This is a genomic window from Mediterraneibacter massiliensis, from assembly GCF_001487105.1.
Lineage (GTDB): Bacteria > Bacillota > Clostridia > Lachnospirales > Lachnospiraceae > Mediterraneibacter > Mediterraneibacter massiliensis.
Genome location: NZ_LN913001.1, coordinates 160,741 through 176,800 on the forward strand (window position 1 = coordinate 160,741; position 16,060 = coordinate 176,800).

The window sequence follows — 16,060 nt, forward strand, 5'->3', positions numbered from 1 at the left end:
TTTATCATCCCCCAATGAAAACATTAATTTTAAGAAAGGAGAAGCTGTGATGTACAAACAATCGAATAGAAATAGAATGATATCCAATCCGCAATCAGAAAGGGTATCTGTGTCAGGACCAAAGGCAAATGTGACGATTGAAGCAGCCTTTGCAATTCCATTTTTTTTATTTGCATTTTTATGTCTTGTCTATTTGATGGAAATCCAGGCGATCAAAGCAAGTATTCATTTTGCGGCGTTGAATGCAGGAAAAAGTGCAGCAGAGGAAGCGGCAGTATACAATAATTTTCATCCGGCAAGTTTTCAGGCAGATCTGATAAATTTAATTGGTGCAGAACGAATAGACAGAAGTTTGATCGAAGGGGGAAGCAGCGGGATTTCTTGCGCAGGATCTTATATATCATCGCATAATGAAGAAATATATATTCAATTAAAATATAAAGTTAGGCTTCCATTTCCCTCTTTTGGAAATCCTTCTGGTAAATTTACAGAGAAACTACGAGTAAAAGGATGGACAGGATATGAAAAAGGGCAGTTTGATCAGGAAGATGATACGATCGTATATATTACAGATACAGGATCGGTTTATCATGAAGATTATCAGTGTTCCTATCTGCAGCTTTCCATAAAATTTGTACCCTATACGGGAGTATCTGAACTGAGAAATAAAGATGGAGGTAAATATTATAAGTGTGAAAAATGTGTACATGGAGATACATACACGGGGGTATATATAACAGAAAGCGGAAATAAGTATCATAATTCTATTCAATGCAGCGGTTTAAAAAGATCGATCCGTGCAATTAAAAAATCAGAAGCAGGAGGTAAAGGAGGGTGTTCCAGATGTACGAAATAAGTCAAGGTATATGTTTTATATATTTATTAATTTTATCATTTATAGATATAAAAAGCAGAAAAATTCCTGTATGGACTTTGATCATAGGAATGATGTTATCCGTTATTTTTCAGTATATGACCGGAAATACAGATTATATTTTAGTCGTTTTAGGAGGCATAATAGGAGCAGTATTTATTATAACAAGTAAAGCGACAAAAGAAAAGTTTGGATACGGGGACAGTATTTTAATTTTTATACTTGGAATTTTTCTGGGATTTTGGAATATACTGTATCTGCTTTTTATAGCGTTTTTTGTATCTGCTGTGTATTCCATTATTCTTCTTAGTATATTTAGGAAGGGGAAAAAAGAAAGTTTTCCGTTTATTCCCTTTCTGACAATAGGATATTTAGGAGGAGTATTATTTGGAAAGTTTTAGAAAAAAGGGGAGAAAGAACAGTGTAACAGGAATTACGAGTATACAGATGGCATATATCATGCCAGCCTTTTTCTTCCTTTTTATATTGATCATTCATACAGTTTTTTATTTCCACGATAAAATTATATTAAATGGGGCGGCATGTGAAACAGCTGTTTTGGGAGCACAATTGGAAAGAAAACAGGATGAAACGGAAAAAACAAATCTAGAACAATTTTTTAGAGAGAGAACAGAAAAAAAGCTGATACTATTTTCAGAATATACGATATCTATAGGTAAGACAAATAGTGAAATAACCGTGAAAGCAGAAGCTAAAAAAAATAAAATGAAACTCAAGATTGAACAAAAGGCAAGGATAATGAAAACAGAAAAGAGGTTGCGGAATTGAAAACGACTTTAGAAAAAGAATGGGACAGATCATATCTCCATATTGATATAGAAGAAGAATTTCAAGAGAATTATCAGCTTCAGATGATAAGAAAAAATAAAATACCGGGAATATTAAAAATGAAAGGTATGGAATTTGATAAAGGGAGCAGATATACGTTTACGATCAGCGGAATGCAGACAATAAATCAGATCTATGAAAGAAAAAATATAAAAAAAGAGGATATTCTAAAATTCGTATTTTCTTTGATAACAGTGACTGATACTTTGAAAAAATATCTTCTGAATCCGGATTGTTTATTAGTGAGTCCGGAATATGTATATGTAATGGAGGAAAAATATTCGTTTTGTTATCTTCCGGTAAAGCAAAAGATATTAAGCGAGTCTTTTCATGAGATGACAGAGTATTTTGTAAAAAATTTAGATTATGAGGAGACGGAAAGTATTTTTCTTGCATATGAATTACATAAAGCGACTTTGCAGGAAAATTATAATTTGGAACAAATAATAAGGAATTACGAAGAACAGGAAAAGGATAGAATGAATGAAATAGAAGAATTAAAAGAAGGAAGGGGAAGTTTTACAGAAGATAATGTATTTATAGAAGATGAAGAAGATATATATAAGCCGAATCAAGACATAGAAACAATTCGTGAAATAGGAGGATGGAAGAAACCATGGCGAAAAGCAGCAGACAAAATTAGAAAAAAACGCTGGGGAAATTGGGATGATCTGATCCTGGAAACAGATGGACAAGATCAGGAGCCTCAACTATAATAGAAAGAGTATATCTATCCGGACATTCCACAATACATGCGTTGCAGGCAGGTGTGCTGCGCACGGTAAGGTATATTATAGATAGTATGTTAGAAGCTTTATAAAATAAAGCAGAAAAGAGGAGCCGCTTTGAACAAAAATCAAAAAGCAGTCTGTACTACGGGTCTTATCATCGTAAATATTGCAGTATTTCTGTTACTTACATTATTCGGAAGAACAGAGGATGCAGCATTTATGTTGGATCATGGAGCTATGTATGAACCATATATTATAGAAGGACATGAATATTATAGGATTTTTACAAGTTTATTTCTGCATTTTGGAATCAATCATCTTTTAAACAATATGGTAATATTAGGGGCAATTGGATGGAATCTAGAAATGGAAGTTGGAAGAATAAGATTCCTTATCATTTATTTTATAAGCGGAATTGGAGGAAATCTTGTATCCTTATATTTTAATATTTTACAGGAAACAAATGTGGTTTCCGCAGGAGCGTCCGGTGCAATCTTTGGTCTTATGGGGGCTTTGCTCTATATAGTTATTATAAATAGAGGAAGAGTAGGGAGACTGACCGGACGAGGGATGATCTTTATGGTCATATTGAGTTTATATTTTGGCGCAACAAGTTCAGGTGTTGATAATTTTGCACATTTTGGAGGATTAGTATTTGGTTTCTTAACGGCGGTCTGCTTATATTATAAAAGAAAGAAATGTGCTAAATAGGAAGTTTAATTGTAAAAGTTGTTTCTTTTCCCGGAATAGATTCTACAGAAATCGTCCCATTGTGGGCTTCGATTATCCTTTTGGAAAGGGGAAGTCCTAATCCTGTGCCATCTTCTTTTGAAGTCATAAAAGGTGAAAATATATTGTCTATATTGTCATCCGAAATACCACATCCATTATCTTTACATTGAATAAGTAGAGTGTCCTTTTTTCGTTCTGCGGATAGTGTGATACTACCTTTTTTATCTACAGCTTCTTTTGCATTTTTCAAAACATTTAAAAAAACTTCTTCTAATTTTACCTTATCACCGGTAAAATCACCGAGAGGTGATGAGATGGAAGAAGAAAATTCTATAGGAGAATCTTCAGAATCTAGAGAAATAGCAAAAGAAACAGCAATATTTTTTAATAATTTTTCTATTGAAAAAACTGAATGGTGAAGCTGATGTCCATTATTAAAAGAAGAAAGTTCACTGAGCAAATTACACATAAACGTAATATCTTCCATAGTCTGCTTCCAGTGAGAGTACTGTTTAACTTCGGGATGCTGAATTTCCATAACCTGTAATGAAGAAGATACCAGAGTAAGAGGATTACGGATTTCATGTGCAATAGAGGATACTGTGGTTTGATAATTTTCTAAAAGCTGGCTGATGATCTGTTTTGCATCTTTATTGTTTTCCATCAACTGATTCATTTTATTAATATCTATGTTATGAAGCATGTATAAACCTCTCTTTCAATTTTGATATATTTTAGTCTATCACGATGAAATATAGTGTTCAATAAAATCAACATGACATGTTTCGACAAACGCAGGAAAGAAAATATAAATGAAAAATCTTCTCTTTTATGTAAAAATAGTCTATACTACTATATAAATAAATTGGGAAAGAGGTCTTATTATGAAAGATAATAATTGCATTTTTTGTAAACTTGCTTCCGGAGAAATACCATCAGCTACTATTTATGAAGATGAAGATTTCAGAGTGATTCTTGATTTAAGTCCGGCATCGAAAGGACATGCACTTATTATACCCAAAGATCACTATAGAAATTTATATGATTTAGATAATGAATTAGCTTCTAAGGTATTTGTTTTAGCAAAAACAATGATCCGGAAGATGACAGATATTTTAGGATGTGACGGATATAATATTGTTCAAAATAATGAGGAAGCAGCAGGACAGACGGTATTTCATTTTCATATGCATCTAATTCCAAGATATAAAGGAGATAATGTCGGTATTGGGTGGAAAATGGGTGAATTATCAGAAGCGGACAAAAAAGAAATTTTAGAAAAAATAAAGTAAATTCGGAGAAAGAATGTTGACAGGCAATCATGAATTTGATGAGATTTACAATAAGTATAAGAATCTCATTCTTAAGGTAGCGTATAAGTATTCAGGAGATTACAATGCGGCGGAAGATATTGCACAGAATACATTCCTTCAGTTATACATACATTATCATAATATGGAAAAGAAGAACATTTCTTCGTGGTTATATACAACGGCTAAGAACGATGCTTTGAATTACAAGAGGAAAATAGTAAGAGAAGTTTATGAAAATGAAGATGATACAGTCAGTATATTAGAACAAGTAAGAGAGAGTACAGAAGATGAATATATGAAAGAGGTGCTTGAAACAGATCGTAAAGAGCTTCATGAATTTATATTTCTGGCATTAATGGAAAAGAATCAACGATGGTATGAAGCCATTATGTTGGCATGTTATATGAAAATTCCACAAGCTGAGATTGCAGAAAAGATGGGGATAAGTGTTGAAGTTCTGCATAGTATTTTACATAGAGCCAGAGAATGGATCAAGAAAAATTTTGAAGTAGAATATAAGGAACTAAATCGGTTTTGACAAATACTGAATGTAAGATATGCCCAAAAATCGAACATTTTACATTCAGTATTCGTGAATTATTATATTATGATTTTAGACTGACTTCTTCGATAAGATCAATGATCGTGTGAATGGAATCCTGCTGATCAGAATTTTGCATAGCATCTATAAATGCATTTTGATTGTTGTAAAGCTCTTGAACAGAATCTAATAGGGTTTTTGCAGAAAGATTTTCTTCTTCAAGCACCATACTGAATCCTTGACGTTCAAAAGAGTGCGCATTTAGTATCTGATCTCCACGGCTGGCATTTGCAGATAAAGGAATCAAGAGATTTGGTTTTCTCAGTGCTAGTAATTCACAAATAGCATTGGCACCGGCTCTGGAAATAACGATATCAGCAAGTGCAAATATGTCACGCAGTTCATTTTTTATATATTCAAATTGGCAGTATCCTTTTGTATGAGAAAGGGAATCATCCAGTTTTCCTTTTCCGCATAGGTGGATAACCTGAAATTTTTTCAGAAGTTCTGGAAGAGACTGGCGTACCGCTGTATTGACAATTACAGAGCCAAGACTTCCTCCGATTACAAGGATCACTGGTTTATCAGAAGAAAAACCACATAGATCCATAGCTGCGATTTTATTTCCGGATAGTAATTCCTGGCGAATGGGAGAGCCGGTCAGAATAGCTTTTTCTTTCGGAAGCGCTTCTAATGTTTCTGGAAAATTACAGCATACTTTGGCAGCAGAGGGAATTGAAATTTTATTGGCAAGTCCCGGGGTCATATCTGATTCATGTATAATTACAGGGATTTTATTTTTTTTCCCTGCAAGTACAACCGGAACAGAGACAAAACCACCTTTAGAAAAGATAATATTAGGCTTTAATTGTTTTATAAGAGACTTGGCTTCACCAAAACCTTTTAGTACACGAAAAGGGTCAGTAAAATTTTGTACACTGAAATAACGCCGGAGTTTTCCGGAGGAAATGCCGTGATAAGGAATTCCAAAAGGTTCTATCAACTCTTTTTCAATTCCTGTATAAGAACCTATGTATTGAATATCATAACCTAACTCTTTAAGTTTGGGAATCAGGGCGATATTCGGAGTAACATGACCGGCTGTCCCTCCACCGGTAAGAATAATACGTTTCATAATGAAAACCTCCAAATTTAAAATAATGATATAGACAATAGGGCATATATCTGATAAAACCAATTCAGGTTATCTGCGAGATTTGATATGGATCAGGTAACTGTAGAACAGAGAATTTTTATTACTGCATATTCTCGCAGAGTATATAGTTAGATAATAATGGATACAAATTTATTGCTCATTATATAATAGAAAAGGAAAGCACTGTTCCATTAGATATATTTTCATATTAACCTTATTTAATAAAAAGTCAAGGAGAAATAAATATAAAAAGAGGCAGATGAATGAATAAATATAAAAAATTATCACTGCAGAAAGAAATAGAGAAAGAGGCGAAGAAAATAGAAAAGGAAGTATCAGAGGATCCGGCTTTAAAAGGTATACAAGTTTCGGATGAATTTGATGCAGCATTTTTAAAAAAAATAGAAGAGTATGAGAAGAAAAGGGCAGAGAAAGAGAATAGAACAGTTATTCATGCAGATGATACGGAATTTGCAGGAGAACTTATGCCTGAGCCAGATAAATTGCTTGCAGAGAAAAATAACAAAAAATATTTTACAAAAGATAATAAAAATATCTCAGGTACTGTTACCATTTATCGAAGAAAAAAGAAAAAGTATCTATTTATAGCGTTTGCAGCTGTGCTGATACTTGTTTTGGGAAGTGGACTTACAAGTATAGGAAGTAAATCGTATTGGAAAGTACTGTGGGAAAGAGCTGTAGGTGATGAAAAAGCGGCAGTTATAAATGTGGAAGATATGGAGGTACAAAAAACAGAAGATGTAGAAGATAGCAAAGTTTATAAGGAGATAAATAAAAGCTTTGGGATTTCAGCAGTAAGACTTGGGTATAAACCTATAGAAATGACATTAGAGAATTATAACATAGATAAAGAACAAAAAAAAGCACAGCTGTTTTATAGTTATAATGATAATATAGTAAAATATATTATTTACTTAAATTCTGCAGATTCATCATTAGGACAGAAGGAATTAGATGAATTAACAGAGGAATACAGCATGCAAGTGAATAGTACAAATATAAGTATTGAAGAGTATAAAAAAGAAGATTCTTATAGATACAATGCAAAATTTAGCTATAAGGGAATACATTATCAGCTCAAGGGAGTTATGGAAAAGAAAGAATTTGAAAAAATTATCCAAAATTTAAGATTTTTATAATTTCCGCGTAAGTTTTTAGAACTTCAGTTGTTTACTTATTAAGAAGAACAAATTAGGACAAATAAGTAATACAAATGAGGTGGAAAAGTGAAAAAAAGAATTTTATCTATTGTAAGTAGTGTTATTGTGTTATGCTTTGTATTTACAGTATCTATCGTAGATGTACAAGCTATGGATAATGAGGTAATACAAGTAGATGGATCGTATCTGACTACACAAGATACTTCTATAGGAAAAAGTCCTTCAGATATACTTAGAGGCGAGTATCTGATGGACGGAGAGTGTTCCATAACTAAAGCAGGGAGAAATCGTATATACGTATATGCGGCGACAACAGCTGATAGTTATGTTGATTATGTGGCAGCTATTATTTATGTTGATCGTTATAATGAAAAGACAGAAAAATGGGAACAAATTGATAATTGGATGGTAGAAGATAGAGATACCTATTTTATTGCCACCTCAAAGACAATTACTGTAGACAGAGGATATTATTATAGGGTGCATGCTGAACATTTTGCAGGGATGGATACTGAACCTTTAGAAGAAACTTATTCCTTCACTGACGGTATCTTAGTCCCATAATTTTTCTAAGATTAAAATGCCCTTCTCTTGAGTTTTGAAAGCAGATGCTGTGATGCAGCGTAACAGGAACTATTAACCATTGATTGATTATAGAAAACCTGTACCGAGAAAACACCACAAACTATACGCAAGTTACAGCGTCTGCTTTCAGAATTCAAGGGAAGGGGCTTTTCATTTGTTCTATTCTTTTGACAGACATACCTGCCTCATCAGTTATTCCTTGTGTAATTGCCTCGCATATCTACCATATTGTATATGTAGAAAAGAGGAAACTAAAAGAAAGTCCATATTGTTCCGCTGGTTTTAATAGTCCAAGATTTTCTTTTTGGATCAAATCCAATAGATTAATAGGGGTTGCATGCTGGTATCGTTTTTTAGCGATAGTAAGAACCAATTATAATTGAGGCATATCAATTTATATTAAGATAGTTCCCTGACATATTCAACGCCTTCTATAGTGTAAAGGCTTTTTAATACGTCTTGATGATTTGTTCTTTTAAGGAGACCTAGGGAAAAGATAAGTGTTCCCAGTTCTTTTTTTAAACTCTTTACATTACCTCTTTGTATATCAAATAATTCAAATCCCTGTTTTTCCACAAATTCAGATAAAGTACGTATGGAAAAAGATGAATCATACTCTAAATAGATTTCCATGCTTTTTGCGTGCTGCTTAATGTAAATATCAATTCTCTTTAGGCTTACAAGCACAAAAACAATAAACAAGCATCCAACAATAGAGCCAGCATAAAATCCAACGCCTACTGCTAATCCGAGTCCAGCGGCAACCCAGAGTCCAGCGGCAGTTGTTAGTCCGCGTATTTCATCCTTTCTTGTAACGATGATTGTACCGGCTCCTAAGAAACCAATCCCACTGACTACTTGCGCACCAAGACGAGTAGGGTCGGTTCCCGGGATAATACTTGAAATGTATTGATTTGTAAGCATAATCAAAGTAGAACCCAAACATACTAATACATATGTCATAAAGCCGGCGGGACGGTTTCTGAGTCCACGTTCTGTTCCAATGATTCCGCCTATTAAAACAGATAAAGCAAGCCGTATAATTACAGAAAGCAAGGAAATCTCCTGCAGCAGACCGACAGTTTTTGCAATTTCACGTGTATTCAAACTTAGCTTTCCTCCTGTATAAATAGATATTTTGTTGTGTTTACTGCAGAAATCAATCTCTGCGTAAAAGCCAGGAATATATGTTTTTTATCATATATGAAAAGAGCTTGTACTATCTGTACCAATGATGGCGAGACGGTCCAAGCTCTTTAACTGTTCATTTTGCTGTGATCATTACAAGCCGTTTATGCGTTTGTGACTTTTTGTTCTGCATCTTTTTTGACTGTGTACTTTTTATCACTGATCCTAAGGATGATGTCCTTTTTATCAACTTGTAAGTCGATTTTTTCATTCATCAGTTCCGGAATATCGTCAACAGTTATAACAGTACCTACGCTCATTCCGTCAACATCAACAGTGATTGTATCGATCATATCTTCAGGGAAAGAAGAATAGGGGATTTCCAACAACATACTTTCCAGCATTTCTGTAATTTTCTCTGTATTTTTCAGAATGATATGGATTACACTATTGACCTTTTCATCTACCTTCAGAGCCTGAAAACTTATATGAAGGATTTCATTATTTAGTGTATTTATAGTTTTTTCTTTGATTTGTACGGGGATGATCTGACCATCGAGGTCAAGTTTTAATTTACTGCCTTCCCGCTTATTACGAATTAATCTACGGGCAGTTCTCTCGTCTATCTGAATGGAGATAGACTCTGGCAGAGATTTGCCAAATACACTTCCCGGAACCATTCCAATCTGTCTCATCTTTTTCGCTTTTACGGTGAAATCTCGTTTTTGAACATAAATATTTTCCATTGTCCATTTCCTCCTTATAATTTGAAATTTTATATTAAATGCACCCTTGATCGGTACGTTTAATACCATAAAGCAGTTTTTTTAAATATCCAAAATCATTTTTTGACAGATAGAATAAGCACTAAGTTAGTATAAAATAAAAAAGAAGAACTCTTCATATAACGCTGGTCAGCGTAATACCAAAAGCCCTTCTTTAAGACGGTTCTTTTTAATATTTAAATGTTCTATTTACAATAGCACACTTTATTAGAAAAAGCAAGTTAAGTCCTAGAGTTTGACAAACCAGTCTGTAGGATTACAATACATGTGTTACAACTGAATAATTTAAAAGACGAGAATACCTTTTATGTGTTATATTTTAATCGCCAAACCAAAATCCAACTAGAAAGAAAGGATTCCCGCATGGCAAGTATAACACAAGATATGAGGTATCGTCTATCTCTGATCTGTTTCGCCGAAAAGCATGGCGTTTCTAAAACTTAAATTGAATATAAAACTAATCGTCAGTATATTTATCGCTGGAAACGACGCTATGACGGCACGATAGAATCCCTGCGCGACCGCTCACGCTGCCCTTATCACCATCCCAACCGGCATACCCCAGAAGAAATCAAGCTTATCCATGATATGCGTAGACGCAATCCTCATGCCAGTCCGGTCATCTTTTGGGGGAAACTCATGCAGTGTGGCTATAAATGTTCCATTTCCGGTTTGTATCGTTTCCCGAAGAAACAGGGAATCATGGGTTAGAAGCTTCCCAACCCCAAATACATTCCAAAGCCTTATGAGCAGATGAAATATCCCGGTCAGCGTATCCAGATCGATGTAAAATTCGTTCCAGCCTCCAGCCTTGTCAATGAGGCGAAAGGGAAAAGTCTACCAATATACTGCAATCGACGAATATTTCCGTTGGCGTTATGTAGAAGTCTGTGAAGAATACAGCACATATTCCTATACGCAGTTTCTGGAACACCTCATTAGGCGCTTTCCCATGCCGATTTTTTCCACTTCCGGCAAGGAGACACTGACGTTATTTCAACACAGGTTAAACGGAATACGTCACAAGCTGATTCCTCCTTTACACCACATCATAACGGAAGAGTGGAACGCAGCCACCGCAAGGATAATGAACGGTTTTATGCCTCGTATATTTTCTATTCCTTTGAGGTTTTTTCTAAGCAGTTTCAAACCTATAACCGTAGAGATTATAACCAGTTTCCCGTGAGAGTTCTGGGGTAGAAATCACCACAAACTGTCCTGAGAGAATTTATTGAGCGGGGAGTAACATATGTTTGAAAAACCTACAAACCCTGGAGTTTGACAGTTGAATTCTATTTCTTTTCTAGCTTATTTTATCTAAAAGTTTTAGTGTATATTGCACAAAAATATAAAGTTAAATAATTAATAATTGACAAAAATGTAAATAGGATGTTAGTATAAGAATATAAAATGAAACGTTTCATATGGAGGTTAAATTGTCATCTTACAAAGATATAGTAAAACTCACAGGGCTGTCATTAGGAACAGTTTCTAATGTGATACAAGGAAAGGGTAACGTAAAAGAAAAAAATAAAGAAAAAGTTTATGCGGCAATGCGTCAATTAGGATACCGTATTGATTACCAGGCAAGAGGATTAGCAGCAAGCAAAACAAGTTTGATTGGATTGATCGTGAGTAATATAGAAAATGTTGCTGAGACAAAGATGTTGATGCCTATGGAGACATTTGCTGAACAGCATAAATGTAGAATTATTACGGCAACGTCCCGTAATGATAGTGAGAGAGAAAGAAGAAACTGTGAGGCAATGCTTAGCAGCAAAGTGGATGGGTTGTTTATATTTTTTGAATCACTTGAGAATGAAGAATATTTTAGAAAGCTGGCTGAGACAGAAAAGATTCCGATTATTTTTCTGGCACGATATTTAGATAATTGTACGCTTCCGTATGTTGCTGTTGACAATCAATATGCTGCGAAAAGTATGGTAGATTTCGTTTATGAAAGAGGTCATAGAGAGATTACATATTTAGATATTGCAGAAGAATCTATGCTGTCACCTAACAGAGACAGAAGGCTTGGGATAGAATTAGAATGTAGGAAGAGGGGGATAGAGTATAAAAAGCAGGAATATAAAAGATCGGAGAATGATATGGAGGTTGGGTATCAGGCGGCAGAACAAATGATCTTATCTAATCGACTTCCTGGGTTGGTATTTCCTAGAGATGATAGCTTTGCTATTGGTTTTTACAATGCCTGCATAAGATATGGTATTCGTATTCCTGAGGATGTGTCAATTATGAGTTTTGGGAATTTTTATCCTAAAGCGGCTACACCGAAACGACTTTCTACCTACGACAGAAGATTCGATAAAGTGATCCAGAAAGCTACGCTTATGTACTTGAAAATCAGAGAAGCAAGAGATAAGGGAATGGAGGAAGATAAAATTAAGAAAAAGTTATTTGTAAAAGGAAATATTATAACTGGAGAAACAGTAAAGGATTTAACAAAGTGATGAAAAATAGTTTTTATGAACGTATTTTAAAATTTAAATTCTGAAATTCGGGTTTCAAAAATTTATTTTGATACCCGAATATATTTAAAAACTAAATGAAACGTTTCAAAAAAGGGAAGGAATAAAAGTATGAAAAAGAGAATATTAAGTATGTTATTAGCGGTTGCTATGGTTTTAAGTATGACAGCATGTTCAGGGGGAAATAAAGATAAAGATGCAGGAAAAGGGGAAGAGAATTCTATTACAATCAGTGTTCATCCATCGGGACATGGTCTTCCTGCATATGTAGCAGAGCAAAATGGATATTATGAAGAGGAAGGATTGGATGTAGAGACATTAGTATATATCGGTGCGCCTCCGCAGATGGAAGCTTATCAGACAGGCGCGTGGGATATAGGGACAACTGGATTTGGAGGAATTGTTCTGGGAGTTGCACAGAAAGACTTGAGAATTATCGGCATTAGCATTGATGATGGAGCATTGATGGGTCTGTGGACAAAAGAGGACAGTTCCATTGCGAAGGATGGTCTTCATGAGGATACAGGGTGTTATGGAACAGCGGAAGATTGGAAAGATGCTGAAATTTTATATACACAGGGAACGATAACAGATATTTTGTTAATAAAAACGTTGGATAAACTGGGACTTACAATTGATGATGTTGTTCGTACAAATATGGATTCTTCTCCAGCATTTACAGCTTTTAAATCTGGCAGTGGAGATATGGTACAGGCGAATGCTTCTTTTTACTTTAATGCAGAAGAAGAAGGCTGGATCCCGGCAACTACAGGGGAAAGTCAGGAAATATTTTTGCCATGTGCGATTACGGCAAGTGAAAAAATTCTGGAGGAACGTCCAGAGGTTGTAGAAAAATGGATACGTGCTTATATGAAAGGTGTTCAGTGGATAAAAGATAATCCGGAAGAAGCAGCAAAAATGTTTGTGGAATTTTCAGAAGCAAATGGAGTAGCAACAGATGAAGCAAATGCGTTAAAGTTTGTCAATGCACAGGTTATAGATATTCCGTCACCACAAGAACAAATGGAATACTTTGCAGAAGGTGAGAATGGAACCGTTTTACAGGATAGACTTGCGGAAGTAATGGATATTTATATTGCTATGGGAAATTATACAGAAGAAGAAAAGGCAGCGTTGTTGGAAGAAGACAGTTATGATAGTTCTTTTATGGAAAAACTTGTAGAATAGTATAGGCATACTGTAATACATGTTTTTCGGATAGAAGGCTATGCCCGATAAGGTTTAAATTATTTGATACTGGGGTCAAAAACTTTTTTGTCCCCTATATCATTACTTACGTTTAGTCAAACGTATTAGAGAAAGGAAATTATATGGAAAATCCGGCGAATATGGAAAATGCGGTTTACATACTCAGGAAGAAAGCAAAAAGAAAGAAGCGGATAACCATTTTGTGTGGAATTATCAGTATTGCTGTATTTCTATGTGTTTGGCAGTTATTGTGTAGTTTAAAGATTGTAAGTGGGGATGTATTGGCGTCGCCATTACAGGTTATTGATGCCATAATAACGAAAATTGGTGATCCTAGACCAGATGGGAATACGTTGATTGAAAATATTTTATCTAGTTTCAAACTTGCTATGATAGGATTTTTTCTAGCTCTGATTGTCGGATTGCCGCTTGGATTATTGATGGGATGGTATAGGCCTCTGGATAAATTTATAAAACCAATTTTTGAATTGATTCGACCTCTCCCGCCTATTGCGTGGATACCGATTGTCATTGTGTTATTAGGTATAGGAACAGTAGCGAAATCTTTTATTATTTTCTTCACTACATTTGTACCCATTGTGATTAATTCTTATACTGGCATTAGGGAAACGAACCAGGTTTATATCAATTATGCCAAAACATGTGGCTATTCTAATTGGAGGATATTCTTGACGATCGGAATTCCATCTGCAATGCCTTTATCATTTGCAGGAATGGTGATTGCTTTGGGAAATGGCTGGGGGACTCTGATCGCGGCTGAAATGTTGGCATCCAGCAGTGGCCTGGGATATATGATCTTTATGGGCAGAAATTATGGCAGGATTGATATTATTATTGCAGGTATGTTAGTAATAGGTCTGATTGGCCTGGGATTGACTTTCGGTCTGAGTAAGATTGAAAATTATGTCCTGAAATGGAGGATAAATACGAAATGAAAAAAAATACAAGAAAATTTTCAACACGTGAAATTATCCTGAATATTTTGCCGCTTGTCTCTATTATGCTCTTTCTTTTGTTATGGATATTAGTTTCCGGAGAAGGGAAGATTATACCTGCCCCTGCGGATGTAATAGATCGGGGTAAACGTTTATTAGAAAAGCCCATCAATAACATTACATTAATGGGGCATATATGGGCGAGTATGAAGAGAGTGTTGAGCGGTTTGCTGTTAGCCTGTATTTTTGGTATTCCTTTTGGTTTATTGATCGGCTGGAATAAAAAGTGTTGTGATCTTCTGAAACCTATATTTGAATTGATTCGTCCGGTACCTGCGCTTGCCTGGATTCCTCTTATGACACTATGGTTTGGAATAGGAGAATCCTCTAAAATCGCATTGATTTTTGTAGGAACTTTAATGCCGGTGGTTGTAAATACTTATTCTGGAGTTCGGCTGATTCCTAGATTAAATATTGATGTTGCGAGGGCATTTGGCGCAACGGAATTTCAGATCGTTAAGGAAATTGTACTGCCGTGTTCATTAAGCGCTATCATGGCAGGTGTAAAAACAGCTATGGGAACAGCATGGATAGTTGTGCTTGCAGCTGAGATGATTTCAGCAAATTCAGGTCTGGGCTTTATGATTATCAGAGGTTCTGATGTGGCAGATTTATCGTTGGTCATTTTAGCAATGATTATGATCGGTATGATTGGAGCAATTTTATCCTGGCTATTGACACTTGCAGAAAGGAAATTATGTCCATGGAAAGAAGAAATAAATTAGAAATCAGGAATATCAGTAAGGCATTCTTAACAAAAAAGTCATATGAAATAGCGATCGAAGACGTAAGCTTAGATGTAAAAGAGAATGAATTCCTTGTTTTATTGGGGCCGGGAGAATGTGGAAAGACAGTTTTGCTCAATATTATAGCAGGTTTAATGGAGCCGACAGGGGGAGAGGTCTATATTGATGGGACATTATCTCAGGGTATTAATAAAAATATAGGTTTTATCTTTCAAAAATTGGGAATTATGCCATGGCTTACGGTGCGTGATAATGTTGCGCTTGCAGACAAATTTCGTAAAGTTCCCAAAAAAGAGAGATATGAAAAAACACAAAAATATATTGACCTGGTAGGACTTACTGGATTTGAAAAGCATTATCCGAGACAACTATCCGGGGGGATGAAACAAAGAGTAGGTATAGCAAGAGCTTATGCAAGTAATCCTGAAATATTGCTGATGGATGAACCATTCGGACAATTAGATGCACAGACAAGGTATTCCATGCAGGAGGAAATCCTAAAAATATGGAATCAAAATAAAAAGACAGTTATTTTCGTTACAAATAATATAGAAGAGGCCGTATATTTAGGTGACAGAATTATCCTTTTTAGCGCACGTCCTATGAAAGTAAAAGGGATTTATGATCTGAAAGAATTAAAGCGTCCAAGAGATTACACAAATCAGGAATTCCTTAGAATACGTGAAGAGATCAGCAACCATACAGATTTGGTCATACGATGAGGA

19 protein-coding genes are annotated in these 16,060 nt (G+C 35.0%); 15 read left to right on the forward strand and 4 right to left on the reverse strand.

Annotated features, from left to right (window positions below):
• Positions 1 to 49 precede the first annotated feature (49 nt).
• From BN3282_RS05015 to BN3282_RS05035, 5 genes are all read left to right on the forward strand, one after another.
• Complete coding sequence (locus BN3282_RS05015) at positions 50 to 856, forward strand: hypothetical protein (RefSeq protein WP_059067132.1); 807 nt, start codon at positions 50 to 52, stop codon at positions 854 to 856.
• Positions 844 to 1,275: a prepilin peptidase gene (locus BN3282_RS05020; protein WP_059067134.1), complete on the forward strand. Its 432-nt coding sequence runs from the start codon at positions 844 to 846 to the stop codon at positions 1,273 to 1,275. Before BN3282_RS05015 ends, BN3282_RS05020 begins: the two co-directional genes overlap by 13 nt.
• Positions 1,262 to 1,663, forward strand: coding sequence for a TadE family protein (locus BN3282_RS05025; protein WP_059067136.1), 402 nt, complete (start codon positions 1,262 to 1,264; stop codon positions 1,661 to 1,663). Before BN3282_RS05020 ends, BN3282_RS05025 begins: the two co-directional genes overlap by 14 nt.
• The gene (locus BN3282_RS05030) at positions 1,660 to 2,439 is read left to right on the forward strand and encodes a DUF6382 domain-containing protein (protein ID WP_059067138.1); all 780 of its coding nucleotides are present in this window, start codon (positions 1,660 to 1,662) and stop codon (positions 2,437 to 2,439) included. Before BN3282_RS05025 ends, BN3282_RS05030 begins: the two co-directional genes overlap by 4 nt.
• Positions 2,440 to 2,568: 129 nt before the next feature.
• Positions 2,569 to 3,165: a rhomboid family intramembrane serine protease gene (locus tag BN3282_RS05035; RefSeq protein WP_059067140.1), complete on the forward strand. Its 597-nt coding sequence runs from the start codon at positions 2,569 to 2,571 to the stop codon at positions 3,163 to 3,165.
• On the opposite strand, the gene BN3282_RS05040 is transcribed toward BN3282_RS05035, so the two are convergent.
• A complete protein-coding gene (locus BN3282_RS05040; RefSeq protein ID WP_059067142.1) occupies positions 3,158 to 3,889 on the reverse strand; it encodes a sensor histidine kinase in 732 nt (243 codons plus the stop codon). The genes BN3282_RS05035 and BN3282_RS05040 overlap by 8 nt on opposite strands.
• Before the next feature lie 181 nt (positions 3,890 to 4,070).
• Here BN3282_RS05040 and BN3282_RS05045 point away from each other — a divergent pair, with 181 nt between their 5' ends.
• Positions 4,071 to 4,478, forward strand: a complete 408-nt coding sequence (locus BN3282_RS05045) for an HIT family protein (RefSeq protein ID WP_059067144.1) — start codon at positions 4,071 to 4,073, stop codon at positions 4,476 to 4,478.
• 13 nt (positions 4,479 to 4,491) lie between these two features.
• On the forward strand, positions 4,492 to 5,037 hold the full coding sequence (locus BN3282_RS05050; RefSeq protein ID WP_059067146.1) for an RNA polymerase sigma factor: 546 nt from the start codon (positions 4,492 to 4,494) through the stop codon (positions 5,035 to 5,037).
• 67 nt (positions 5,038 to 5,104) lie between these two features.
• On the opposite strand, the gene BN3282_RS05055 is transcribed toward BN3282_RS05050, so the two are convergent.
• A complete protein-coding gene (locus BN3282_RS05055; protein WP_059067148.1) occupies positions 5,105 to 6,175 on the reverse strand; it encodes an undecaprenyldiphospho-muramoylpentapeptide beta-N-acetylglucosaminyltransferase in 1,071 nt (356 codons plus the stop codon).
• Positions 6,176 to 6,459: 284 nt separating this feature from the next.
• Here BN3282_RS05055 and BN3282_RS05060 point away from each other — a divergent pair, with 284 nt between their 5' ends.
• A complete protein-coding gene (locus BN3282_RS05060) occupies positions 6,460 to 7,356 on the forward strand; it encodes a DUF4367 domain-containing protein (protein WP_059067149.1) in 897 nt (298 codons plus the stop codon).
• 87 nt (positions 7,357 to 7,443) lie between these two features.
• Positions 7,444 to 7,941 carry a DUF6147 family protein gene (locus BN3282_RS05065; RefSeq protein ID WP_059067151.1) on the forward strand — a complete coding sequence of 166 codons (498 nt, stop codon included), beginning with the start codon at positions 7,444 to 7,446 and terminating at the stop codon, positions 7,939 to 7,941.
• 420 nt (positions 7,942 to 8,361) lie between these two features.
• Here BN3282_RS05065 and BN3282_RS05070 read toward each other — a convergent pair whose 3' ends face one another.
• Together BN3282_RS05070 and BN3282_RS05075 are read right to left on the reverse strand one after the other, a co-directional pair.
• Positions 8,362 to 9,069 carry an MgtC/SapB family protein gene (locus BN3282_RS05070; protein WP_059067153.1) on the reverse strand — a complete coding sequence of 236 codons (708 nt, stop codon included), beginning with the start codon at positions 9,067 to 9,069 and terminating at the stop codon, positions 8,362 to 8,364.
• 185 nt (positions 9,070 to 9,254) lie between these two features.
• Positions 9,255 to 9,836, reverse strand: a complete 582-nt coding sequence (locus tag BN3282_RS05075; protein ID WP_059067155.1) for a 5S rRNA E-loop-binding protein — start codon at positions 9,834 to 9,836, stop codon at positions 9,255 to 9,257.
• Positions 9,837 to 10,346: 510 nt separating this feature from the next.
• On the opposite strand from BN3282_RS05075, the gene BN3282_RS15305 reads away from it, so the two are divergent.
• The 6 genes from BN3282_RS15305 to BN3282_RS05100 all read left to right on the forward strand — a co-directional run bounded on the left by BN3282_RS15305 (position 10,347) and on the right by BN3282_RS05100 (position 16,057).
• Positions 10,347 to 10,586 (forward strand): helix-turn-helix domain-containing protein, encoded by a 240-nt coding sequence (locus BN3282_RS15305; protein ID WP_267304199.1) that lies wholly within the window; start codon positions 10,347 to 10,349, stop codon positions 10,584 to 10,586.
• A gap of 713 nt (positions 10,587 to 11,299) precedes the next feature.
• Positions 11,300 to 12,346, forward strand: coding sequence for a LacI family DNA-binding transcriptional regulator (locus BN3282_RS05080; RefSeq protein ID WP_082667478.1), 1,047 nt, complete (start codon positions 11,300 to 11,302; stop codon positions 12,344 to 12,346).
• A gap of 129 nt (positions 12,347 to 12,475) precedes the next feature.
• A complete protein-coding gene (locus BN3282_RS05085) occupies positions 12,476 to 13,552 on the forward strand; it encodes an ABC transporter substrate-binding protein (RefSeq protein ID WP_082667479.1) in 1,077 nt (358 codons plus the stop codon).
• Positions 13,553 to 13,695: 143 nt separating this feature from the next.
• Positions 13,696 to 14,529, forward strand: coding sequence for an ABC transporter permease (locus BN3282_RS05090; RefSeq protein WP_059067160.1), 834 nt, complete (start codon positions 13,696 to 13,698; stop codon positions 14,527 to 14,529).
• A complete protein-coding gene (locus BN3282_RS05095) occupies positions 14,526 to 15,314 on the forward strand; it encodes an ABC transporter permease (RefSeq protein ID WP_059067162.1) in 789 nt (262 codons plus the stop codon). The genes BN3282_RS05090 and BN3282_RS05095 overlap by 4 nt, the downstream gene beginning before the upstream one ends.
• Positions 15,293 to 16,057, forward strand: a complete 765-nt coding sequence (locus BN3282_RS05100) for an ABC transporter ATP-binding protein (protein WP_059067164.1) — start codon at positions 15,293 to 15,295, stop codon at positions 16,055 to 16,057. The genes BN3282_RS05095 and BN3282_RS05100 overlap by 22 nt, the downstream gene beginning before the upstream one ends.
• Positions 16,058 to 16,060 lie beyond the last annotated feature (3 nt).

Bases quoted from the DNA above. Each gene is read 5' to 3' on its own strand.
- BN3282_RS05095 (WP_059067162.1), top strand. From the start codon at position 14,526: ATGAAAAAAAATACAAGAAAATTTTCAACACGTGAAATTATCCTGAAT.
- BN3282_RS05015 (WP_059067132.1), top strand. From the start codon at position 50: ATGTACAAACAATCGAATAGAAATAGAATGATATCCAATCCGCAATCA.
- BN3282_RS05100 (WP_059067164.1), top strand. From the start codon at position 15,293: ATGGAAAGAAGAAATAAATTAGAAATCAGGAATATCAGTAAGGCATTC.
- BN3282_RS05060 (WP_059067149.1), top strand. From the start codon at position 6,460: ATGAATAAATATAAAAAATTATCACTGCAGAAAGAAATAGAGAAAGAG.
- BN3282_RS05050 (WP_059067146.1), top strand. From the start codon at position 4,492: ATGTTGACAGGCAATCATGAATTTGATGAGATTTACAATAAGTATAAG.
- BN3282_RS05040 (WP_059067142.1), bottom strand. From the start codon at position 3,889: ATGCTTCATAACATAGATATTAATAAAATGAATCAGTTGATGGAAAAC.
- BN3282_RS05090 (WP_059067160.1), top strand. From the start codon at position 13,696: ATGGAAAATCCGGCGAATATGGAAAATGCGGTTTACATACTCAGGAAG.
- BN3282_RS05045 (WP_059067144.1), top strand. From the start codon at position 4,071: ATGAAAGATAATAATTGCATTTTTTGTAAACTTGCTTCCGGAGAAATA.
- BN3282_RS05080 (WP_082667478.1), top strand. From the start codon at position 11,300: ATGGAGGTTAAATTGTCATCTTACAAAGATATAGTAAAACTCACAGGG.
- BN3282_RS05055 (WP_059067148.1), bottom strand. From the start codon at position 6,175: ATGAAACGTATTATTCTTACCGGTGGAGGGACAGCCGGTCATGTTACT.
- BN3282_RS05020 (WP_059067134.1), top strand. From the start codon at position 844: ATGTACGAAATAAGTCAAGGTATATGTTTTATATATTTATTAATTTTA.
- BN3282_RS05075 (WP_059067155.1), bottom strand. From the start codon at position 9,836: ATGGAAAATATTTATGTTCAAAAACGAGATTTCACCGTAAAAGCGAAA.
- BN3282_RS05085 (WP_082667479.1), top strand. From the start codon at position 12,476: ATGAAAAAGAGAATATTAAGTATGTTATTAGCGGTTGCTATGGTTTTA.